The following is an 18,044-nucleotide window of genomic DNA, read 5'->3' as shown; positions in this document are numbered from 1 at the left end:
GGCTTGGATCCGGTGCTATCAATCCGGCCGCTACTTGCCGTCGCCGTCGCAGGACTGGCGGCACTGGCAGTTCTCCTCTTGAACAAGCACGACAAAATCCGGGACGCCGTCTCGCCGCTTGCCGCGGTCGTCATGTTCGCGATCGTCATCTCGATGGCACCCACGGTGCTTTCGGGTGGTACGCTCGATCTCCGCCTGTTCGAGATCCTGCCGGGCATCGCCTTCGCTTTCCGTGTCGATGCGCTCGGCATGGTGTTTGCAACCGTTTCCTCGCTGCTCTGGATCGTCGCAGCGGTCTATTCCATCGGCTACATGCGGCACTTGAACGAGCACGCGCAGACCCGCTTCTTCGCCTGCTTCGCCGCCAGTCTCGCCGCCGCCGTCGGGGGTGCCTTCGCAGCCAATCTGTTCACACTGGTGATCTTCTACGAGGTTCTGAGCCTCGTGACCTATCCGCTCGTCTACCACCACGAGGATGAAGAAGCCTGGGCAGGCAGCCGAAAGTATCTCGTCTACCTGATGGGCGCATCGAAAAGCGTGCTTCTTGCCGCGCTGGCGCTGACCTATCAGATTGCCGGATCGCTCGACTTTGTGCCCGGGGGCCTGCTGGCGAAAGTGGATGCCTCGGCGCCGCTGCTGACGGTTGTCTATTTCTGCTACCTTTTCGGCTTCGCCAAGGCCGCCGTGATGCCGGTGCACGCCTGGCTGCCCGCCGCAATGGTTGCACCGACGCCGGTGAGCGCGCTCTTGCATGCAGTGGCCGTGGTCAAGATGGGCGTGTTTTGCGTGTTGCGGTTGGTGTTCGATGTCTTTGGCGTGGATCTGGTCGCAAGGCTGGGGCTCGGCATCGCAACGGCCTATCTCGTCTCCTTCACCATCCTCATGGCGTCGATCTATGCCCTGACCCGGGACGACCTGAAGGCGCGGCTTGCCTATTCAACAGTGAGTCAACTCTCCTACGTGGTGCTGGGTGCTGTGCTTTTGTCTCCGGTCGCGATGATCGGCGGCATCATTCATATCGCCGTGCACGCCTTCTCCAAGATCACGCTCTTCTTCTGCGCCGGATCGATCTACTGCGCCTCGGGAAAACGAAACATCAGCGACATGGCCGGCATCGGCCGCCGGCTGCCCTGGACCATGGGAGCCTTCTTCGTCGCGTCGCTCAGCATGATCGGCGTGCCGCCAACTGCAGGCTTCGTCAGCAAGTGGTATCTGGCGCTCGGCTCGGTCGAGGCAGGCGAGATGGCTTTCCTCGTCGTCCTCCTGGCAAGCTCGGTCCTCAACGCCGCCTACTTCCTGCCGGTGAGCTATATCGCCTTTTTCGGAACAGAGGCGCCGGGAGAGGCAGAACCTGTCCGGGAAATTCCGCTGGTAACGATCCCACTGTTGGCGACCGCTGCCCTGTCGGTGCTGATGGGCATCTTCCCCGGCTATTTCATCGCCTTGGCGGAAGGAGTGGTCAGATGATCAGGCACATCGTCGATTTCTTTGGCGACGAGCGCTATGCGTGGTCTCGTCGCCGGTTGTTCTATCTCGTGCTCGTCCTGATCGTCGCCGCCGATTTCCTGGTTCCGCGCGAACACGCCGAATATCTGTGGGACCGCTTGCCCGGCTGGTCGGCGGCTTATGGTTTCGGCTCCTGCGTGCTCATCATTTTCGTCTCAAAATTCCTCGGCCACCAAGTCGGCCTCATGCGGCGCGAGGACTACTATGATTGACTTCGTCCATCCCGGCATCCTGTTCATTCTCGGCGCCGTGCCAATCCCGTTCCTGAAGGGATCGGTCCGCAAGGTCTTTCTGGTGCTCGTTCCTGCTCTCGCCATCGTCGCAGTGTTGACGATGGAGCCAGGCAGTTATGGCGCGGCGCGCGTCTTCGGGCAGGAAATCCTGTTTGCAAAGGTCGACAAGCTCAGCATCGTCTTTGCCACCGTCTTCACCATCATGGCGCTGATCGGCATGGTTTACGCGCTGCATCTGCCGCGGGCAGGTCAGCATGTGGCGGCCTTCGTCTATGTCGGCAGCGCGCTGGGTGTGGTGTTTGCCGGTGACTATCTGACCCTCTACCTCTTCTGGGAGGGCATGGCGTTTGCCTCGGCCTATCTGGTCTTCGCGCAAGGGGGCGAACGCGCGATCCGTGCGGCTTTCCGCTATCTGATGGTGCACGTCACGGGCGGCGTCGCTCTGCTTGGTGGCATCGTGCTCCACGGGTCCGGCGCCGGTTCATTGCTCTTCGGCCCGATCGCCGGAGGCGGTGCCGCGGGACCAACGGATATGGGCGGCTATCTGATCCTTGCGGGCTTTTTGCTGAATGCTGCGGTGCCGCCGCTGAACGCCTGGCTGACGGACGCCTATCCCGAAGCGACCGTCACAGGCGCGGTATTCATGAGCGCCTTCACCACCAAGACGGCCGTCTACGTGCTGGCGCGCGCATTCCCAGGCACCGAGCTTCTCGTCTGGCTCGGTGCTGTGATGGCACTCTATGGCGTCATCTACGCGGTGTTGGAAAACGACTGTCGGCGGCTTCTCGCCTATCACATCGTCAGCCAGGTGGGTTACATGGTGGCGGGCATCGGGATCGGCACTGAAATGGCGGTAAACGGAGCCACCAGCCACGCCTTCGCACACATCCTTTACAAGGCGCTTCTCTTCATGGGCGCAGGGGCGGTGATTGAGGTCACCGGACGGCGGAAACTGACCGAGCTCGGTGGGCTCTACAAAACCATGCCGCTGACGGTTGCCCTCTATATGGTTGGCGCTTTCGCGATCTCAGCCTTTCCGTTCTTCTCGGGTTTCGTCACCAAGTCGATGGTGATCGCCGCCGCCGGTCAGGATCACAGGGCACTCGTGGTTCTGGTACTCACGATGGCATCGGCAGGCACGTTCCTGCACACGGGCCTCAAGCTGCCCTACTACATGTTTTTCGGGCCTGATCGAAAGCTGGAGGCGCGCGAGCCCCCCAGTAACATGCTGGTTGCGATGGGTATGGCGGCACTGCTTTGCATCGCGATTGGCGTCTTCCCGGGACCGCTCTATGCGCTCCTTCCCTATCCGGTCGCCTTCGAGCCCTATACGGGCGCGCATGTCACCGAGAGCCTCAGCGTGCTGATGTTTACCGCACTGGGCTTCGTGCTCTTCCTGAAAGCGCTCGAACCGGAAAATACCATCAGCATCGATACGGACTGGTTCTACCGCAAGGGTGCGCGAGCCTTCCTGTGGCTCGCCGAGAAACCGCTGGCGCGATACGAAAAGGCAGTGAGCAATGTGTCAGACTCTGTGGTCCTGCCGTTATTGCACGGGACGGCGCGCGCCGGCCTGCGGGTGGATATCAACGGCGTCGATGCCGCGGTGAACGGGCTTGCCCGCGCCATCCTTGTTGGCGGCGGCGCGTTGCGGCGGTTGCAGACCGGCATGGTCACCCACTACGCGCTGGCGATGATCGCCGGCGTGATCGCGGCGATCACTGTTTTTGCCGTCGTGTGGCAGTAGGGGGTGTGATGGCGTTCCCGCTGCTCAGCCTGATCGTCTTCGTACCGGTCGCCGGGGCGGCGGTCGTGATGCTCCTGCGCAGCGACGAGACGGTGCGGTGGGCAGCGCTCGGCTTCACCTTGCTCGACGTGGCGCTCGCCATTGCGATGCTTTCCGGTTTTAATACCGGGAGCTCAGAGATGCAGTTCGTCGAGAAGCACCCGTGGGTGCCGGAGCTCGGCATAACCTTTGCGCTCGGCGTCGACGGGATCAGCGCGCTCTTCGTGTTCCTGACCGCGCTTTTGGGCTCTGTCTCGGTGCTCGCCTCATGGATCGCCATCGACCGCAAAGTGAAGCAGTTCATGGTCTGCCTGCTCGCCATGCAGACCCTGATGTTGGGTGTATTCACGGCGCTCGACCTGTTTCTCTTCTATGTCTGCTGGGAGGCGATGCTGATCCCGATGTATCTGATCATCGGGGTCTGGGGCGGTGGCGGCCGGGTCTACGCGGCGTTCAAGTTCTTCCTCTACACCCTGGCGGGCAGCCTCCTGTTCCTGATCGGCGTCATCGTTCTTTACTTCGAGGGTGGCAGGACCTTCGACATCCTCGCCTTGATGGCACTCGACCTGCCGTTCGACATTCAATCCTGGCTGTTTTTTGCCTTCCTCGTCGCATTCGCGGTCAAGGTGCCGATGGTCCCGCTCCATACCTGGCTGCCGGACGCCCATGTGCAGGCTCCGACGGCCGGCAGCATCATCCTTGCCGGCGTACTCCTGAAGATGGGGGCCTATGGGTTCCTGAGGTTCTCGCTGCCGATGCTGCCGGAGGCTTCAGTCTATTATTCGACCTTGATGATGGCACTCTCGGCACTCGCGATCGTTTATGGCGGGCTGCTTGCCTTGGCGCAGGACGATTTGAAGAAGCTGGTGGCCTATTCGAGCATCAGCCATATGGGCTTCGTGACGCTTGGGATTTTTGCCCTCAACCCGCTCGGGCTTCAAGGCAGCATCCTGCAGATGTTCAATCACGGCGTGACGACCGGCGCGCTCTTTCTGTTCGTCGGCCTGATCTACGAGCGCACCCATACCCGCAGCATCGCCGACTATGGCGGCTTGATGAAGGTGGCTCCCGTTTACACCGGATTTCTGGCGCTGTTCGTGCTGTCGTCGATGGCGTTGCCGGGAACGAACGCGTTCGTGGGCGAGTTGCTGGTGCTATCGGGCGGGTTTGCGGCCAACCTCACCCTTGGCGCAGTCGCCGTATTGGGCGCATTGCTGAGCGCGGCTTATCTGCTTGGCATGTACCGGAAAGTCGCGCTCGGTCCGGCAACCGTCGGCGCGCGGTTCAAGGTTCGTGACGTCAACGGCCGCGAACTGGTGGCGATCCTGCCGCTCGCCGTCTTCGTGCTTTGGGTCGGGTTCTACCCCAAGCCCTTTCTCGCCATCATCGACAGCTCGGTCACGCATCTTTTGCAGCAGGTCCACGACAGGGGGAACGGCCCATGACCGCCGCAGCGCTCCTTGCGTCGATCCTTGTAAGCCTGCCGGAAATCATCGTGGTTGTCGGGTCCTCAATCCTGTTGATTGGCGGGCAACTCTTGCCGAAGGGAAAGGACGCTCTTCTTGTCTGGGCCTCGGTCGCGGTCGTGCTGGTCGCTGCGGTGGCGACATTCACGCTGTCAGGAGAGGCGCAGCCGGCCTATGCGGGCATGTTCGTCGCCGACCCCTTCTCCATCTTCTTCAAATCGCTGTTCTACCTGTCGATCCTGCTCACGTTCCTGCTCTCGCGAAACTATGCCGATATCGAAGGGATCGGCGGCAGCGAATACTATGTGCTGCTGCTGCTTGCGCTTGCCGGCATGATGATCATGGCGTCTGCGACCGATCTCCTGTCGATCTATGTCGGCCTCGAACTGATGGTGCTGTGCACCTACGTGCTGACTGGCTTCCTTCGGCGTGAACAACGCTCAAACGAAGCTGCACTGAAATACGTCATCCTTGGCGCCGTCTCGACCGGGATTTTTCTTTATGGTGTTTCGCTGGTCTATGGCCTTACCGGCACGACGCAACTGGACCGGATGGCGGCGGCAGTCAGCAATGATCCGCTCGATCCGGGTTTGCTTGTGGCCGTCGTGTTCATTGTCGCGGGGCTGGTCTTCAAAATCGGCGCGGTGCCGTTCCACATGTGGGTGCCGGATGTCTACGAGGGTGCCCCGACGACGATTACCGCCTTCATGTCCGTCGGGCCCAAGGCGGCAGGCTTCGCGGTGATCCTCAGGGTGTTCCTCAACCCGTTGGTCGCAAGCTCCAACGTCTGGATCATACTGGCCGTTATCGCGGTGGTGACGATGGCGCTCGGCAGCTTCGTGGCGCTGGTGCAGGATAACTTCAAGCGCCTGCTCGCCTATTCCAGCATCGCCCACGCCGGCTTTGCCATTTTGGGCATCGTGGCCGGCGGTGCGGATGGGATCGCCAGCGTAATGCTCTACCTTCTGATTTACACTTTCATGAACCTCGGCATCTTCGGCGCCGTCATCATGATGCGGAACGGCAATTTCTCGGGCGAAGTCATTGAGGACTATTCCGGCTTCGCCAAGCTGCATCCGGGGCTCGCGCTGTTGATGTTGCTCTATCTGTTTTCGCTGGCGGGCATTCCGCCGACGGCAGGCTTCTTTGCCAAGTTCTACGTGCTGGTCGCGCTCGTCGAGCGCGGTTTCGTCCTTTTGGCGGTGATCGCGGTGCTCCTGAGCGCCGTCGCCGCCTATTTCTACATTCGCATCGTCATGGTGATGTTCATGCGCGAACCGGAGCGGGCGTTCGAGCCGGCCCTGACGCCCCTCGTCGGTGCCGCACTCGCCGTCACGGCCGCCGGCACGATTGGCATCGGCCTGTTTCCGGCGTGGTTTCTGAAGCTCGCCCAGCAGTCGGCCTTCGGCGGCTGAGCGATCGCATTTGCATTGGCCTATCCGACAGAATAAACTAGCAGTTTAGGAAAGGAATGCCCTTAGCCGCCTACTGGGCGGCCGCGTTACCGGCCCGAAGGAGCCGATCGCGGCTTGAGCAACGCCCCCGATGGGTGACCGGGCTGCGCGATATGTCTGCAGCGGATTTCCTGCCGGTTCTTTTCATGATCGCCGGAATTGTTCTGGTGGTGGGGGCGACGCTTTTTGTTTCCTCGCTGTTGCGGCCGTCCAATCCTTATCCCGAAAAGAACATGCCCTATGAATGCGGCATGGACCCGGCAGGCGAGGCGGCCGGGGGACGCTTCAGGGTGCAGTTCTTTATCCTTGCGATCCTCCTGGTCGTCTTCGATGTCGAGGCGATGTTTCTCTTCCCCTGGGCAGTCGTCCTCAAAGAGATTGGTCTCGTCGCTTATCTCGAAATGTTCGTCTTCATCGTGCTGCTTCTCGTGGGTTTTGCCTACGCCTGGCTGAAGGGAGCGCTGGAATGGGAGGAGTAGGAAACACCATCCAGGACAGCGTGCTGTTCACCACGGCCGAGAGCGTCATCAATTGGAGCCGAAGGTCGGCCTTGTGGCCCGAGACCTTCGGCATCGCCTGCTGTGCCATAGAAATGATCTCGGCGGGTTGCGCGCGCTACGACCTCGACCGGTTCGGCGTGGTGTTTCGCCCTTCGCCGCGGCAGTCCGACGTGATGATCATCGCCGGCACGGTGACCCGGAAGTTCGCCCCCGTTGTGCGCCGGCTTTACGACCAGATGCCGGAGCCGCGCTGGGTGATCGCCATGGGGACCTGCGCCATTTCAGGGGGCGTCTACAACACCTATGCCGTGGTGCAAGGGTCTGAAACCTTTGTGCCAGTCGACGTGCACGTGCCCGGCTGTCCGCCACGGCCCGAGGCGCTGATGCATGGCTTCCTGCTATTGCAAGAAAAGATCAAGAAGTCCCGTGCGCTCGCCGGAACGCCTCTCGATCGGGCGGCGGCATCATGAGTGTCGAGCCGTCTCTCAATCGCGCTTTGATCCTGGAGCGCTTCGGGGAAGCGATCGAGGATCTCGGGACTGCGCATGGCATCGATGTCTTCGTGGCTCCGCCCGAAAAGATCGTCGAATTCTGCCGGTTCCTGAAGGACCAACCCGAGTTCAGGTTCAACTTCCTTTCCGACATCTGCGGCGTTGACCATTATCCCGAAACGCCGCGCTTTGAGGCGGTGTACCATCTCTATTCGCTGCCCAACCGCTGGCGTGTCCGTATCAAGTGTCGGCTTGGCGATCCGCCCGAGGTTCCCTCGGTCACCGGGGTCTGGCGCACCGCCAACTGGCACGAGCGCGAAGCCTGGGACATGTATGGCATCCGGTTCCAGGGGCATCCCGACTTGCGACGGATCTATATGTGGGAGGGCTTCGAGGGCTTTCCCCAGCGCAAGGACTTTCCGCTTAAGGGGTACAAGGACAAGCTGAACCCGTTTGGCGCCGAAGGTCCGCCGCCGACCCAGCCCGACCTCGCCACACGGAACATTCCATAGGGGGAGGAAGTGCGGGCGGTTTCCTTTTGGACCGCCCCGAAACCACATGAACCACGGAGACCGATCGATACCGGAAAGTTGAGATGACCGAAGTCACCGAGCTCACGAGGCCGGAAGGAGAAGCGCTCAACAGCAAGGAAGTGCTTCTCAATCTCGGACCCCAACACCCCAGCACCCATGGGGTCCTCCGGCTCGTGCTCGAACTGGACGGTGAGTATGTCAAGCGGGTGGACCCCCATATCGGCTACCTGCATCGCGGCACGGAAAAACTGGCAGAAAGCTTTACCTATACGCAGATCTTCCCGCTGACCGATCGGCTCGACTACCTCTGCCCGCCCTCGAACAACCTGGCTTTCGCGCTCGCGGTGGAGAAGCTCTTGGGCATCGAGGCCCCGATCCGGGCACAATATATCCGCGTGATGATGGCGGAACTCGCGCGCATATCCGGTCATCTTTTGATCACCGGCGCGCTTCCGATGGATCTCGGCGCCATGACCGCGCTGCTTTACGTCATGCGCGAGCGCGAAATGATCATGGATCTCCTCGAAATGGTCACCGGCGCGCGCATGCACACCTCCTTCTGCCGGGTCGGTGGCGTTCGCGAGGACCTGCCTGATGGGTTCTTCGCAAAGATCAGGGAGTTCTGCGACATCTTCCCAAACCGCATCCGCGACTATGAGCGGCTGCTCGAAGACAACAGGGTGTTCCTGAAACGCACCCAAGGGATCGGCGTCATCACCGCCGAAGACGCCATCGATCTCGGCCTGAGCGGTCCGAACCTGCGTGCTTCCGGCGTCGACTGGGACATCCGTCGTGACGAGCCCTACGAGATCTACGACCGGCTCGATTTCAATGTCATCACGCGCAATGAAGGCGATTGTTATGCGCGCTGGCGATGCCGGGTCGATGAGATGCGTGAAAGCATGCGCATCATCGAACAATGCATCGAGCAGATGCCCGAGGGGCCGTTCCAGGTCGACATGCCGACGATTGCCTTCCCCGTCGACAAGGAACGGGTGCATTGCTCGATGGAGGCATTGATCCAGCATTTCGACCTGTCGGCCTATGGCTTCAGCGTGCCGAAGGGCGAGGTCTATTCGGCAATCGAGGCGCCCAAGGGGGAGCTTGGGTTCTACATCATCAGCGACGGGTCGCCGAAACCGTTCCGCATGAAGGTCAGGGCACCCTCATTCGTCAACCTTCAAGGCGTTTTCGGCGTCACGAACGCCCGCTATCTGGCGGACATGATCGCCGTGCTCGGCAGCCTCGATCCTGTGATGGCGGAGGTCGACAAGTAGCGGAGATTTGGACGTGATGGCGATGCGTGAGAAGATCGAACAGGCGGCGGCGCGGTATCCCGACCAGCGCTCGGCGATCATGCCTGCACTTTTGATCGCGCAGCGCGAACATGGCCATCTGCCCGGCCCGGTGCTGGAGGAAGTCGCCGAAATCCTCGGCGTCGAGCGGATCTGGGTCTACGAGCTCGCAACCTTCTACACGCTCTTCCATACCGAGCCAGTGGGCAAGTTCCACCTGCAGCTCTGCGACAATGTCTCCTGCATGCTGCGCCGATCCGAAGATCTGCTGATGCATATGGAGGACGTCCTTAGAATCAAGAAGGGCGGCACGACCCCCGATGGGTTGTTCACGCTCTCGACCGTCGAATGCCTCGGCGCCTGTGAAATGGCTCCGGTCATGCAGGTCGGCGACGACTATCACGGCAATCTCGACATCGAGCGGATCGACGCGCTGCTTGCCCGGCTGCGCGCCATGGTGCCTGACACGACCGGCGCCGATCTCGCTGCCGTCGAACGGCCGGGGGAATAGCCATGTACGAACCGGTTCTTCTGAAGAATGTGAGCGTGCAGGATGGGCATCTTCTTTCGACCTATGAGGCCGGCGGCGGCTACCGAGGGCTTCACAAAGCCCTCAAGGAACATACGCCCGACGAGATCATCGATCTCATCAAGCGGTCGAACCTGCGTGGCCGTGGCGGAGCAGGGTTTCCGACCGGCATGAAGTGGAGTTTCGTACCCAAGCGGGCCGACAAGCCGAAATATCTCTGCTGTAACGCTGACGAAGGGGAGCCCGGCACCTTCAAGGACCGGATCGTCATGGAGCGCGACCCGCACCAGCTGGTCGAAGGCATGGCGATCAGCGCCTATGCGATCGGGGCAGAGGTCGCCTATGTCTATGTTCGCGGCGAGTATGTGCTGGCGATCAGGCGGCTGGAACAGGCGATCGCCGAGGCCAAGGCCAAAGGGTATCTCGGAAAGCGGATATTGGGCTCGGACTTCAACTTCGTCGTCCACGTCCATTGCGGTGCTGGTGCCTATATCTGTGGCGAAGAGACCGCGATGCTCGACTCGCTCGAGGGCAAGAGGGCGCAGCCGCGCCTGAAACCGCCGTTCCCGGCGGTTGCGGGGCTCTATGCCAGCCCAACTGTCATCAACAATGTCGAGACGCTGGTCTGCGTGCCGCATATCGTGGCGCGGGGCCCTGACTGGTTCCGCGGTATCGGACCCGAAAAGAGCCCCGGCCCGAAGCTCTACTGCGTCAGCGGACAGGTGCGCATGCCCGGGCTTTACGAACTGCCGATGGGGATCCCGCTTCGAGAACTGGTCGAGGACCATGCCGGCGGGCCGCCGGCCGGTCGCAAGATCAAGGCGGTAATACCAGGTGGCGTTTCGGCCCCGGTGATCCCGGAGCCGGGGCTGGACGTCGGAATGGATTTTGACTCGCTTGCCGCTGCCGGCACGATGCTGGGTTCGGCAGGCGTGATCGTCGTCGACGACACGACCTGCATGGTCAAGGTCGCCACCCGCATCATCGAGTTCTTTCACCACGAGTCCTGCGGCAAGTGCACGCCTTGCCGCGAGGGGTTGAACTGGGTTGTGAAAGTGCTGCGCCGGATCGAAGCGGGCGAGGGCGCCCCCGGCGATATGGAGCAGCTGGATATGCTCTGCAAGGGCATTTTCGGCAATACGTTTTGTGCTTTGGGTGACGGTGCTGCGATGGGGTTGCGGGCCTCGCTTGCGCATTTCCGCGAGGAGTTTGTCGCCCATATCGAGGAGCGGAAGTGTCCGTTCCACTAAGGAGCGCCTAGCGCGGGCGAGTAGGTCATGGTGAGCGTTACGATCAATGGGCAAACACTGGAGGTCGAGGCCGGCTCGACGGTGTTGCAGGCCGCCCAGCGCTTGGGCATCGAAATTCCGACCTTCTGCTACCTGAAGCGCCTGCCGCCGCTTGCCTCCTGCCGCATGTGTCTCATCGAGATCGAGGGACTGCGGCGGCTACAGCCGTCCTGCGCCACAGCCGTCACTGAAGGCATGGTCGTGCGAACGGATACGCCACTGATTGATGAAACACGTTCGTCCATGCTCGACATGCTCCTTGCCAACCACCCGCTCGACTGCCCGATCTGCGACAAGGGCGGCGAATGCGAGCTTCAGGACATGGTGATGGCCTACGGTCCGGGGAGAAGCCGCTTTCACGATCCCAAGCGGGTCTTCCATTCTCGCGACATTCGCCTGAGCCCGGTCGTCATCATGAACGTCAACCGCTGTATCCAGTGCCAGCGCTGCGTGCGCATGTGCGAGGAGGTCGTCGGCGCGGTCGCCCTTGGCACCGTCGAGAAAGGCATGGATACGGCCGTCACCGGCTTTGAGGGCAGTCTTGCCAGTTGCGACCAGTGTGGCAACTGCATCGAAGTCTGTCCGGTCGGCGCGCTGATGAGCTTTCCCTATCGCTATAAGGCTCGGCCCTGGGATCTCGCCGAGGTCGACACGATCTGTCCGCATTGCGGCACGGGATGTCAGTTGACCGTCGGCGCGCGCAAGGGCGAATTCATGCGTGTCCGGTCCAAGGAGGAACACGGCGTCAACCGCGAAACGCTCTGCGCACGCGGCCGTTTCGGCCTTGACTTCATCGAAGGGCATGATCGGATCAAACGACCGATGATCCGCCGCGACGGCACTCTTGTGCCGGTCTCCTGGGACGAAGCAGGAGACTATCTGCGCCGGCGGCTAGCAGCGGTCGAAAGCAAGGCTTCCGGCGGACTTGTCTCGCCGCGCCTGCCCAATGAAGTTCTCTATCAGTTCCAAAAGCTCATGCGCACGGTCTTTGCGACCAACAACATCGACAGCTCGTCGCGCTGGTCCACACCCTTCGACGCGCTTGCCCCGTTGATGGCAGGCTACAGTCGTGCACCTTTGACGGACGTGATCGGCGTCGATCGCGTGCTTGTTATCGGCGGCAACGTGACCGAGGAAAACCCGGTCACCGAGTATCTGCTGCGGGATGCCGCCAGGCGGCGCGGGACTGGATTACTCATGCTCTCGACGCGACCGTCCCGCCTCGACGCCGATGCTAAGGCTGTGGTTCGTGTATCGCCTGGCGGAGAGGTCGCGAGCCTTGCAGCCGTGGTTGCCGGACTTGCTGCGGCCGTCGGTGACAAACTGTCAGGTGACGCTGTTGCAGAGATCGGCGTGGCAGTCGGCGGCCCGGTGGCTGGCAATGGCGGCGATGGACCGGATCGTCTGGCCGCAGCACTCAACGAAGGCAGCACTGTCACCGTGCTTGTCAGTGTCGACCTCCTGAGATCGTCAGACGCGCGGGGAGCGTTGCAGCAACTCACCAATCTCTTGCAACTGCTTCGCCTCCTCGGCAAGACCCCAGCATTGCAGTTCCTCTTCGACCGCGCCAACCAGCTGGGCGCCTTTGATATGGGGGCCCTGGCGGGCGGCTTGCCGGGGCTGCAGCCGGTTGTCGACGAGACGGCGCGCGCCGCTCTTGCCCGGAACTGGGGCGCCGAAATCCCCCATGGGCCGGGTGGTGACCTCGACGCGATGCTGGATCTCTGCGTGGCTGGGCAAATGGGGGCGCTCTACCTTGTCGGAACTGACCCCCTGGTCTCTTATCCGGACAGGGAGTTCGTGGCGCGGGCACTTGGCGCCGCTGATCTCTTGATCGTGCAGGACAGTTTCCTTAACGAGACGGCCGCACTGGCCGAGGTTGTCTTGCCAGCGGCGGGCTACGGTGAAGAGCCCGGCAGCTTTACCAACAACGAGGGTCGCATCCAGCAGGTCGCCAAGTTCCGGGAACCAGTCTTTGAGGCGCGGGGCAATCTCGCTATCTTCGATTTTGTCGCAGCTGAGCGCGGCCAAATATTGCAGCCTTCGACGCATGTCGCGGTTTTCGATGAGATCGCCCGGCTGATACCGGCCTATCAGGCGCTCACTTGGACCGGACTTGGTGCCGACGGTGCCTTCACGAAAGAAGGCCCGACGCCACCGGCGGAAGCCTTCCATGCACCGCCGACCGTTTCGCAACCGCACGACGGGCTCCTGCTCGTCACCGGCAACTGTCTATTCCACAATGGCTATCTGACCGAGCGTTCGGAGATCCTGAACACGGTCGCCAACGATCCTTATGTCGCGATGAGCGCTGAGGATGCGGCTAAGCTTGGCCTTTCGGACGGCGACCAGGTGGTCGTTTGTTCAACCCGCGGTGAACTGGTAGCGCAGCTCAAGGTCGAAAAGCCGTTTCCCAAGGGTCTTGTCTTTGTTCCCGAAAACTATCGGTCTCTTCGCCTCAACAGCTTGATGAGGCGCGGTGAATACCCGTGTCCGGTTAAGGTTCACAAGGCAGCAACAGCGCACGCAATCGACGGCACGAACCGGGTCTGGCGAGGAGCATGAGGATTTGCGCGCGAGGCGCCTGCAAGGCCCGTGTCCCGACCTCTGGGCGCAAAGCCACTCTCAGTGGTAGCCGGCCCCGGCAATGTATTCGAACAGGTGCCGCTCCGTGCGCTGCGCCTCGTCGAGCCGGTGCTTGACCACGTCGCCGATGCTGACGACGCCGACAATGGCCTCCTCCTCAATGACCAGCACATGACGTGTCCGTCTCTGGGTCATGATCGACATCACCAGGGGCAGCCCATCGACAGCCGAACAGATCGCCACGTTGCGGTTCATGATCTCGGCGACCGGCATCAGCGCTGCCTCAGGCCCATATTCCGCAAGCGCATTGCAGCAATCCCGTTCCGAGACCGTGCCCATGTACCTTCCGGGCGCGTGGCTGACGACCACGAAGCCGATATTGTTGTCACGAAAGAGCCGCAGGATCTCCACCATCGCCTGGTCGGGAGCGACTGCGATCACTCCAGCACCCTTATCCTTCACGATTTCACCGACAAGCATCTGAGCCTCCTATATGCGCGACCCGGTTTGCTGCTCCTCACGTTCGCCGGATATTGCGCCACCAGTTGTATCCGCGCGGTTCGCTCGTTTCGACCAGCACGTCCTCATCCGTATTCAGGCGTGCGGCGACGACACCACCGCCGGTCATTGCCTTTCCAGGTTTTTCGAGCAGATCGTCGCGTCCGATCACGAGGTCGCGTGACGAAAAACTCGAGAATTCGTACTGCTGGCCAAGTGCAATGGCGTCCGCAGGGCAGGCGTCCTCACACAGGCCGCAGAAAAGGCACCTGGCCGTGTCGATTTCGAATTTTGCTGGGTGTCGGTTGCCGTTTTCGTCCTCGTAGGGAACGACTTCGATGCAGTCGCAGGGGCAGATGCGAGCGCAAAGCTCGCACGCGACACACTTGATCTCGCCCTCTTCGTCGCGTTTGAGGAAGTGATGGCCGCGATAGCGCGAATAGGGGAGCCACTTCTCCTTGTCCGGATACTGCATGGTCACCGGCTTGGACAACATATAGCCAAAGGTCAGCGTAAAGGCGCTCGCCAGATCGGCAAAAAGCGCCCAGCCGATCCATGTTCCAGCTCTGTCGACCACGCGTGACATCGTCGCGCCGTTCTACAGCGGCGTGCGTCTATTCCAACGCGGGAGGGTCGCTGTAGTCCCTTCGATTGCTGCACGCATCTTCGTCAGATCGACACCGAACCTAGAAGGCGCGTGGACAAGCCGCCTTGGCTCCTAAGTGAAAGCAATACCAGTGATAATTATGTTCGCCATTGACAGAGGAAGCAAGACTTTCCATCCGATCGCCATCAGTTGGTCATAGCGATAGCGGGGCAAGGTGAAACGGAACCACATAAACACATAAATGAAGAATGCCACTTTGAGCGCAAACCAGAGAAGCGGCGGCAGCGGAATGAGTATACCGTTCCAGCCGCCGAAAAACAGGATGACGGAGAGGACCGATACCAGGAGCACGATGACGTATTCGCTGACCATGAAGAACGCGAAACGGATACCACTGTACTCGGTATGGAACCCTGCGCCGAGATCCCCTTCCGCTTCGGCCAGGTCGAAGGGAATGCGCTGCGCTTCGGCCAATCCCGCAACAAAGAAGACGAAGAACCCGATCGGCTGGTAGACGATGTTCCAGAGATCACTCTGGGCGCGCACGATGTCCACCAGGCTCATCGACTGTGCGAGCATCACGACGCCGACGACCGCGAAACCCATCGGGATTTCGTAGCTGATCATCTGTGCGCAGGTCCTCAGACTGCCGAGAACGGCGTATTTGCTGTTGGCGGCCCAGCCGCCGAAGATGACGCCATAGACCTCCAGACCCATCACCGCGAAGACGAAGAGCAGAGCCACATTGAGGTTGGAAACGTAGAGCGTGATCTCTGCATTGAGCACTGAGACGGTCTCGCCGAAGGGGATTGCGACAAAAACCACAAAGGGCGGAGCGAGCGCCAGGATCGGCGCCAGCTTGAATAGGAAGCGATCTGCCTCTGCAGGGATATGATCCTCTTTCGTCAGGAGCTTGATACCGTCAGCCACCGGCTGCAGCAGGCCGTGCCACCCCACGCGCATCGGACCCATGCGCTGCTGCATGTGGCCGGCAATCTTTCGCTCCAGCCAGGTCACCGGCAAAGGCAAGAGTAGAAGCATTGCGATCAGCAATGCGATCTTGAGGGCGATAAGGCCAAGGGCGACGAGAAGTTCCATGATCCGCGGCCATCTATTCGACAGGCAGAAACGTGACTGGGCCCGACCCGGCTTACCCGTTGAGCGGGTCCTTCCAGTTTTCTCCATTTTCTCACGAAACGGCGGCCGTGGACAGGCTGCCGTTTCCTATTCTGGGACGGTCAGGAGGTTGCCGTCGGTTTCTTTCCTAGTCACCGTCGATCGGCCTAATCATGAGGCAAACCGGCTTGGCAGCTTCGAATCCGTTCACATCAGGATCTTTGTCAATTGGTCATTCGAGTGGCATCGAATTTCTCCGTTTTGGCGGATCCACGGTCTGAGCCCATAGTCTTACCGGCCCGTTCGCGGGCCTGTACAACCTCACATTCGGTCGCCGTCCGTAGCGGCTGCACCACTATCCCGTTTTCGACGGGCACGGGCTCAGGAGAACGGGACCAAACTCAAGATCGGCGTTTGAGAGCCAAAAGGATTCCCGGTCCGTCCACCTGGATCCGTCAGGACTGATCAGGCCCTGAGGATGAGTGTGCTGACGATAGTGTCTGCGTTTGCGTTCAGGCGCTTTTCATGATCGCGCCCTCTATTACGACACCGGAACTCACGTACTTCCACAGAGCAACCAGCAACTTGCGAGCCAGTGCTACAATCATCGGCGTTTTAAGGCGGCCGCTGTTGCGTGTGATGCGCTCTTTGAACCATATCGTTAGCGCCGACTTTGGTTGATGCCGCAGCCATAGCCAGGCGAGCTCGACCATTGTCGCTCGCAATCGCGGATTTCCCGCTGAGTGTCGGAACAGGCCTTCCGTGTAGAGTATTGTAGCGAACTCTGGACCAATTCCTCTGATGCCCAAAAGAGCGGTCGCTCCTGCCGGCGTTTGAATAGCACCGAGATTTGTAGACGCCTTCTTTCCTAATTTTGAGGCAAGAAGAGCATCATGAGCAAATCGAATTTCAGCGAAGAGTTTAAGCGTGACGGTGAATAGCACCGAGATTTGTAGACGCCTTCTTTCCTAATTTTGAGGCAAGAAGAGCATCATGAGCAAATCGAATTTCAGCGAAGAGTTTAAGCGTGACGCGGTGCGCCAGATCACGGAGCGAGGCTATCCGGTTGCTGAGGTTTCGCAGCGTCTCGGCGTCAGCCAGCATTCGCTCTACGAATGGAAGAAGAAGTTTGCTGCGTCGAACGCCAAGGGCAACGACGAGACCGAGGAGATCAGGCGGCTAAAGAAGGAACTGGCTCGCGTTACCGAGGAGCGAGATATCCTAAAAAAAGCGGCCGCGTATTTCGCCAGGGATGCAAAGTGAAGTACGCGTTCATTGCTCTGCATCGCTTGCAGTTTTCGGTGCGGACGATGTGCCGCCTTCTGCGGGTTCATCCCAGTGGATTTTACACCTGGCTGAAGAACCCGCTGAGCAGGCGAGCCAACGAGGACAAACGACAGACCGATCTGCTCCTGAAGGCATGGGAAGAGAGCGGGAAGGTCTACGGTTATCGCAAGCTGCACGACGACCTTCTCGATCAGGGCGAGATATGCTGCCCGAACCGGGTTGCGCGTCTGACCCGTCTCGCCGGGATCAAGGCGCAGATTGGCTACAAACGCCGTCCCGGCATCTATGGCGGCAGGCCTGCCGTCGCTATCGACAACACGCTCGACCGGCAGTTTGACGTAGCGGCTCCGGACAAGGCCTGGGTCACGGACATCACCTATATCCGGACCTGCGAAGGTTTTGCTTATTTGGCCGTCGTCATCGACCTCTATTCCCGCCGGGTCATCGGCTGGGCGATGCAGAGCCGCCAAACCACGGACGTCGTATTGCAGGCTCTGCTCATGGCGGTGTGGCGACGCAAACCGAAGGACAAAGTGCTGATCCACTCCGATCAGGGCTCGCAATTCACCAGCATGGACTGGGCCTCGTTCCTCAGGCACCACAATCTGGTTCACTCGATGAGCCGACGCGGCAACTGCCATGACAATGCGGTGGCCGAGAGCTTCTTCAATCTTCTGAAGCGAGAGAGGATACGTCGCAGGGTCTACCGTTCACGCGATGAAGCTCGCCAGGACGTGTTCGACTACATCGAAATGTTCTACAACCCGAAACGCAAACACGTCAGGAACGGGATGCTGTCACCCGTCGAGTTCGAGAAGCAGCAGAAAATCTAACCCGAGGGTGTCTACGAAACTCGGGGCTATTCAGA

Annotated in this window: 16 protein-coding genes and 1 pseudogene; 13 read left to right on the top strand and 4 right to left on the bottom strand. The window is 60.6% G+C overall.

Translation table 11 applies throughout. The annotated features are described in order from the left end of the window. Positions 1–3: 3 nt before the first annotated feature. The 12 genes from ASD01_RS32240 (at position 4) to nuoG (ending at position 13,647) form a co-directional block, all read left to right on the top strand. On the top strand, positions 4–1,467 hold the full coding sequence (locus ASD01_RS32240) for a monovalent cation/H+ antiporter subunit D family protein (RefSeq protein ID WP_060644874.1): 1,464 nt from the start codon (positions 4–6) through the stop codon (positions 1,465–1,467). Then, positions 1,464–1,718 (top strand): hypothetical protein, encoded by a 255-nt coding sequence (locus tag ASD01_RS32235; RefSeq protein WP_060644873.1) that lies wholly within the window; start codon positions 1,464–1,466, stop codon positions 1,716–1,718. The genes ASD01_RS32240 and ASD01_RS32235 overlap by 4 nt, the downstream gene beginning before the upstream one ends. Beyond that, positions 1,711–3,486, top strand: a complete 1,776-nt coding sequence (locus ASD01_RS32230; RefSeq protein WP_060644872.1) for a Na(+)/H(+) antiporter subunit D — start codon at positions 1,711–1,713, stop codon at positions 3,484–3,486. The genes ASD01_RS32235 and ASD01_RS32230 overlap by 8 nt, the downstream gene beginning before the upstream one ends. Positions 3,487–3,494: 8 nt before the next feature. Continuing rightward, a complete protein-coding gene (locus ASD01_RS32225; RefSeq protein ID WP_060644871.1) occupies positions 3,495–4,970 on the top strand; it encodes a complex I subunit 4 family protein in 1,476 nt (491 codons plus the stop codon). Further along, positions 4,967–6,406 carry an NADH-quinone oxidoreductase subunit N gene (locus ASD01_RS32220; RefSeq protein ID WP_060644870.1) on the top strand — a complete coding sequence of 480 codons (1,440 nt, stop codon included), beginning with the start codon at positions 4,967–4,969 and terminating at the stop codon, positions 6,404–6,406. Before ASD01_RS32225 ends, ASD01_RS32220 begins: the two co-directional genes overlap by 4 nt. Positions 6,407–6,558: 152 nt before the next feature. After that, positions 6,559–6,924 carry an NADH-quinone oxidoreductase subunit A gene (locus ASD01_RS32215; protein WP_029742550.1) on the top strand — a complete coding sequence of 122 codons (366 nt, stop codon included), beginning with the start codon at positions 6,559–6,561 and terminating at the stop codon, positions 6,922–6,924. After that, positions 6,912–7,415, top strand: coding sequence for a NuoB/complex I 20 kDa subunit family protein (locus ASD01_RS32210; protein ID WP_060644869.1), 504 nt, complete (start codon positions 6,912–6,914; stop codon positions 7,413–7,415). The genes ASD01_RS32215 and ASD01_RS32210 overlap by 13 nt, the downstream gene beginning before the upstream one ends. Further along, positions 7,412–7,948 (top strand): NADH-quinone oxidoreductase subunit C, encoded by a 537-nt coding sequence (locus tag ASD01_RS32205; protein ID WP_060644868.1) that lies wholly within the window; start codon positions 7,412–7,414, stop codon positions 7,946–7,948. The genes ASD01_RS32210 and ASD01_RS32205 overlap by 4 nt, the downstream gene beginning before the upstream one ends. Before the next feature lie 83 nt (positions 7,949–8,031). After that, positions 8,032–9,246, top strand: a complete 1,215-nt coding sequence (nuoD, locus tag ASD01_RS32200) for an NADH dehydrogenase (quinone) subunit D (RefSeq protein WP_060644867.1) — start codon at positions 8,032–8,034, stop codon at positions 9,244–9,246. A 16-nt stretch (positions 9,247–9,262) separates the two neighbouring features. Beyond that, positions 9,263–9,775 (top strand): NADH-quinone oxidoreductase subunit NuoE, encoded by a 513-nt coding sequence (gene nuoE, locus ASD01_RS32195; protein ID WP_060644866.1) that lies wholly within the window; start codon positions 9,263–9,265, stop codon positions 9,773–9,775. Positions 9,776–9,777: 2 nt separating this feature from the next. Then, entirely contained in the window at positions 9,778–11,043 is a 1,266-nt protein-coding gene (nuoF, locus tag ASD01_RS32190) for an NADH-quinone oxidoreductase subunit NuoF (protein WP_060644865.1), read from the top strand. A 27-nt stretch (positions 11,044–11,070) separates the two neighbouring features. Beyond that, positions 11,071–13,647, top strand: a complete 2,577-nt coding sequence (nuoG, locus tag ASD01_RS32185; protein WP_060644864.1) for an NADH-quinone oxidoreductase subunit NuoG — start codon at positions 11,071–11,073, stop codon at positions 13,645–13,647. 60 nt (positions 13,648–13,707) lie between these two features. Here the strand turns inward: nuoG and ASD01_RS32180 are convergent, their stop codons facing one another. The 4 genes and pseudogenes from ASD01_RS32180 to ASD01_RS35080 all read right to left on the bottom strand — a co-directional run. Then, complete coding sequence (locus ASD01_RS32180) at positions 13,708–14,148, bottom strand: CBS domain-containing protein (protein ID WP_060644863.1); 441 nt, start codon at positions 14,146–14,148, stop codon at positions 13,708–13,710. A gap of 37 nt (positions 14,149–14,185) precedes the next feature. Continuing rightward, a complete protein-coding gene (locus ASD01_RS32175; RefSeq protein ID WP_060644862.1) occupies positions 14,186–14,752 on the bottom strand; it encodes an NADH-quinone oxidoreductase subunit I in 567 nt (188 codons plus the stop codon). Positions 14,753–14,884: 132 nt separating this feature from the next. Then, a complete protein-coding gene (nuoH, locus tag ASD01_RS32170; protein ID WP_060644861.1) occupies positions 14,885–15,871 on the bottom strand; it encodes an NADH-quinone oxidoreductase subunit NuoH in 987 nt (328 codons plus the stop codon). 530 nt (positions 15,872–16,401) lie between these two features. Further along, positions 16,402–16,731, bottom strand: a pseudogene (locus tag ASD01_RS35080) (IS110 family transposase); the annotation flags it as partial. Between the two features lie 151 nt (positions 16,732–16,882). Here ASD01_RS35080 and ASD01_RS32155 point away from each other — a divergent pair. Further along, positions 16,883–18,009 (top strand): IS3 family transposase gene (locus tag ASD01_RS32155; protein ID WP_156553061.1). Its coding sequence is split into 2 segments (ribosomal slippage): positions 16,883–17,111 and positions 17,111–18,009, totalling 1,128 coding nucleotides; the frame shifts between segments, so codons are not numbered across the junction. Positions 18,010–18,044: the final 35 nt, after the last annotated feature.

This window comes from Ensifer sp. Root423, from assembly GCF_001426275.1.
Lineage (GTDB): Bacteria > Pseudomonadota > Alphaproteobacteria > Rhizobiales > Rhizobiaceae > Ensifer > Ensifer adhaerens.
Note: the sequence above shows the minus strand (reverse complement) of the source record. Positions and strands in the feature narration are given on the sequence as shown.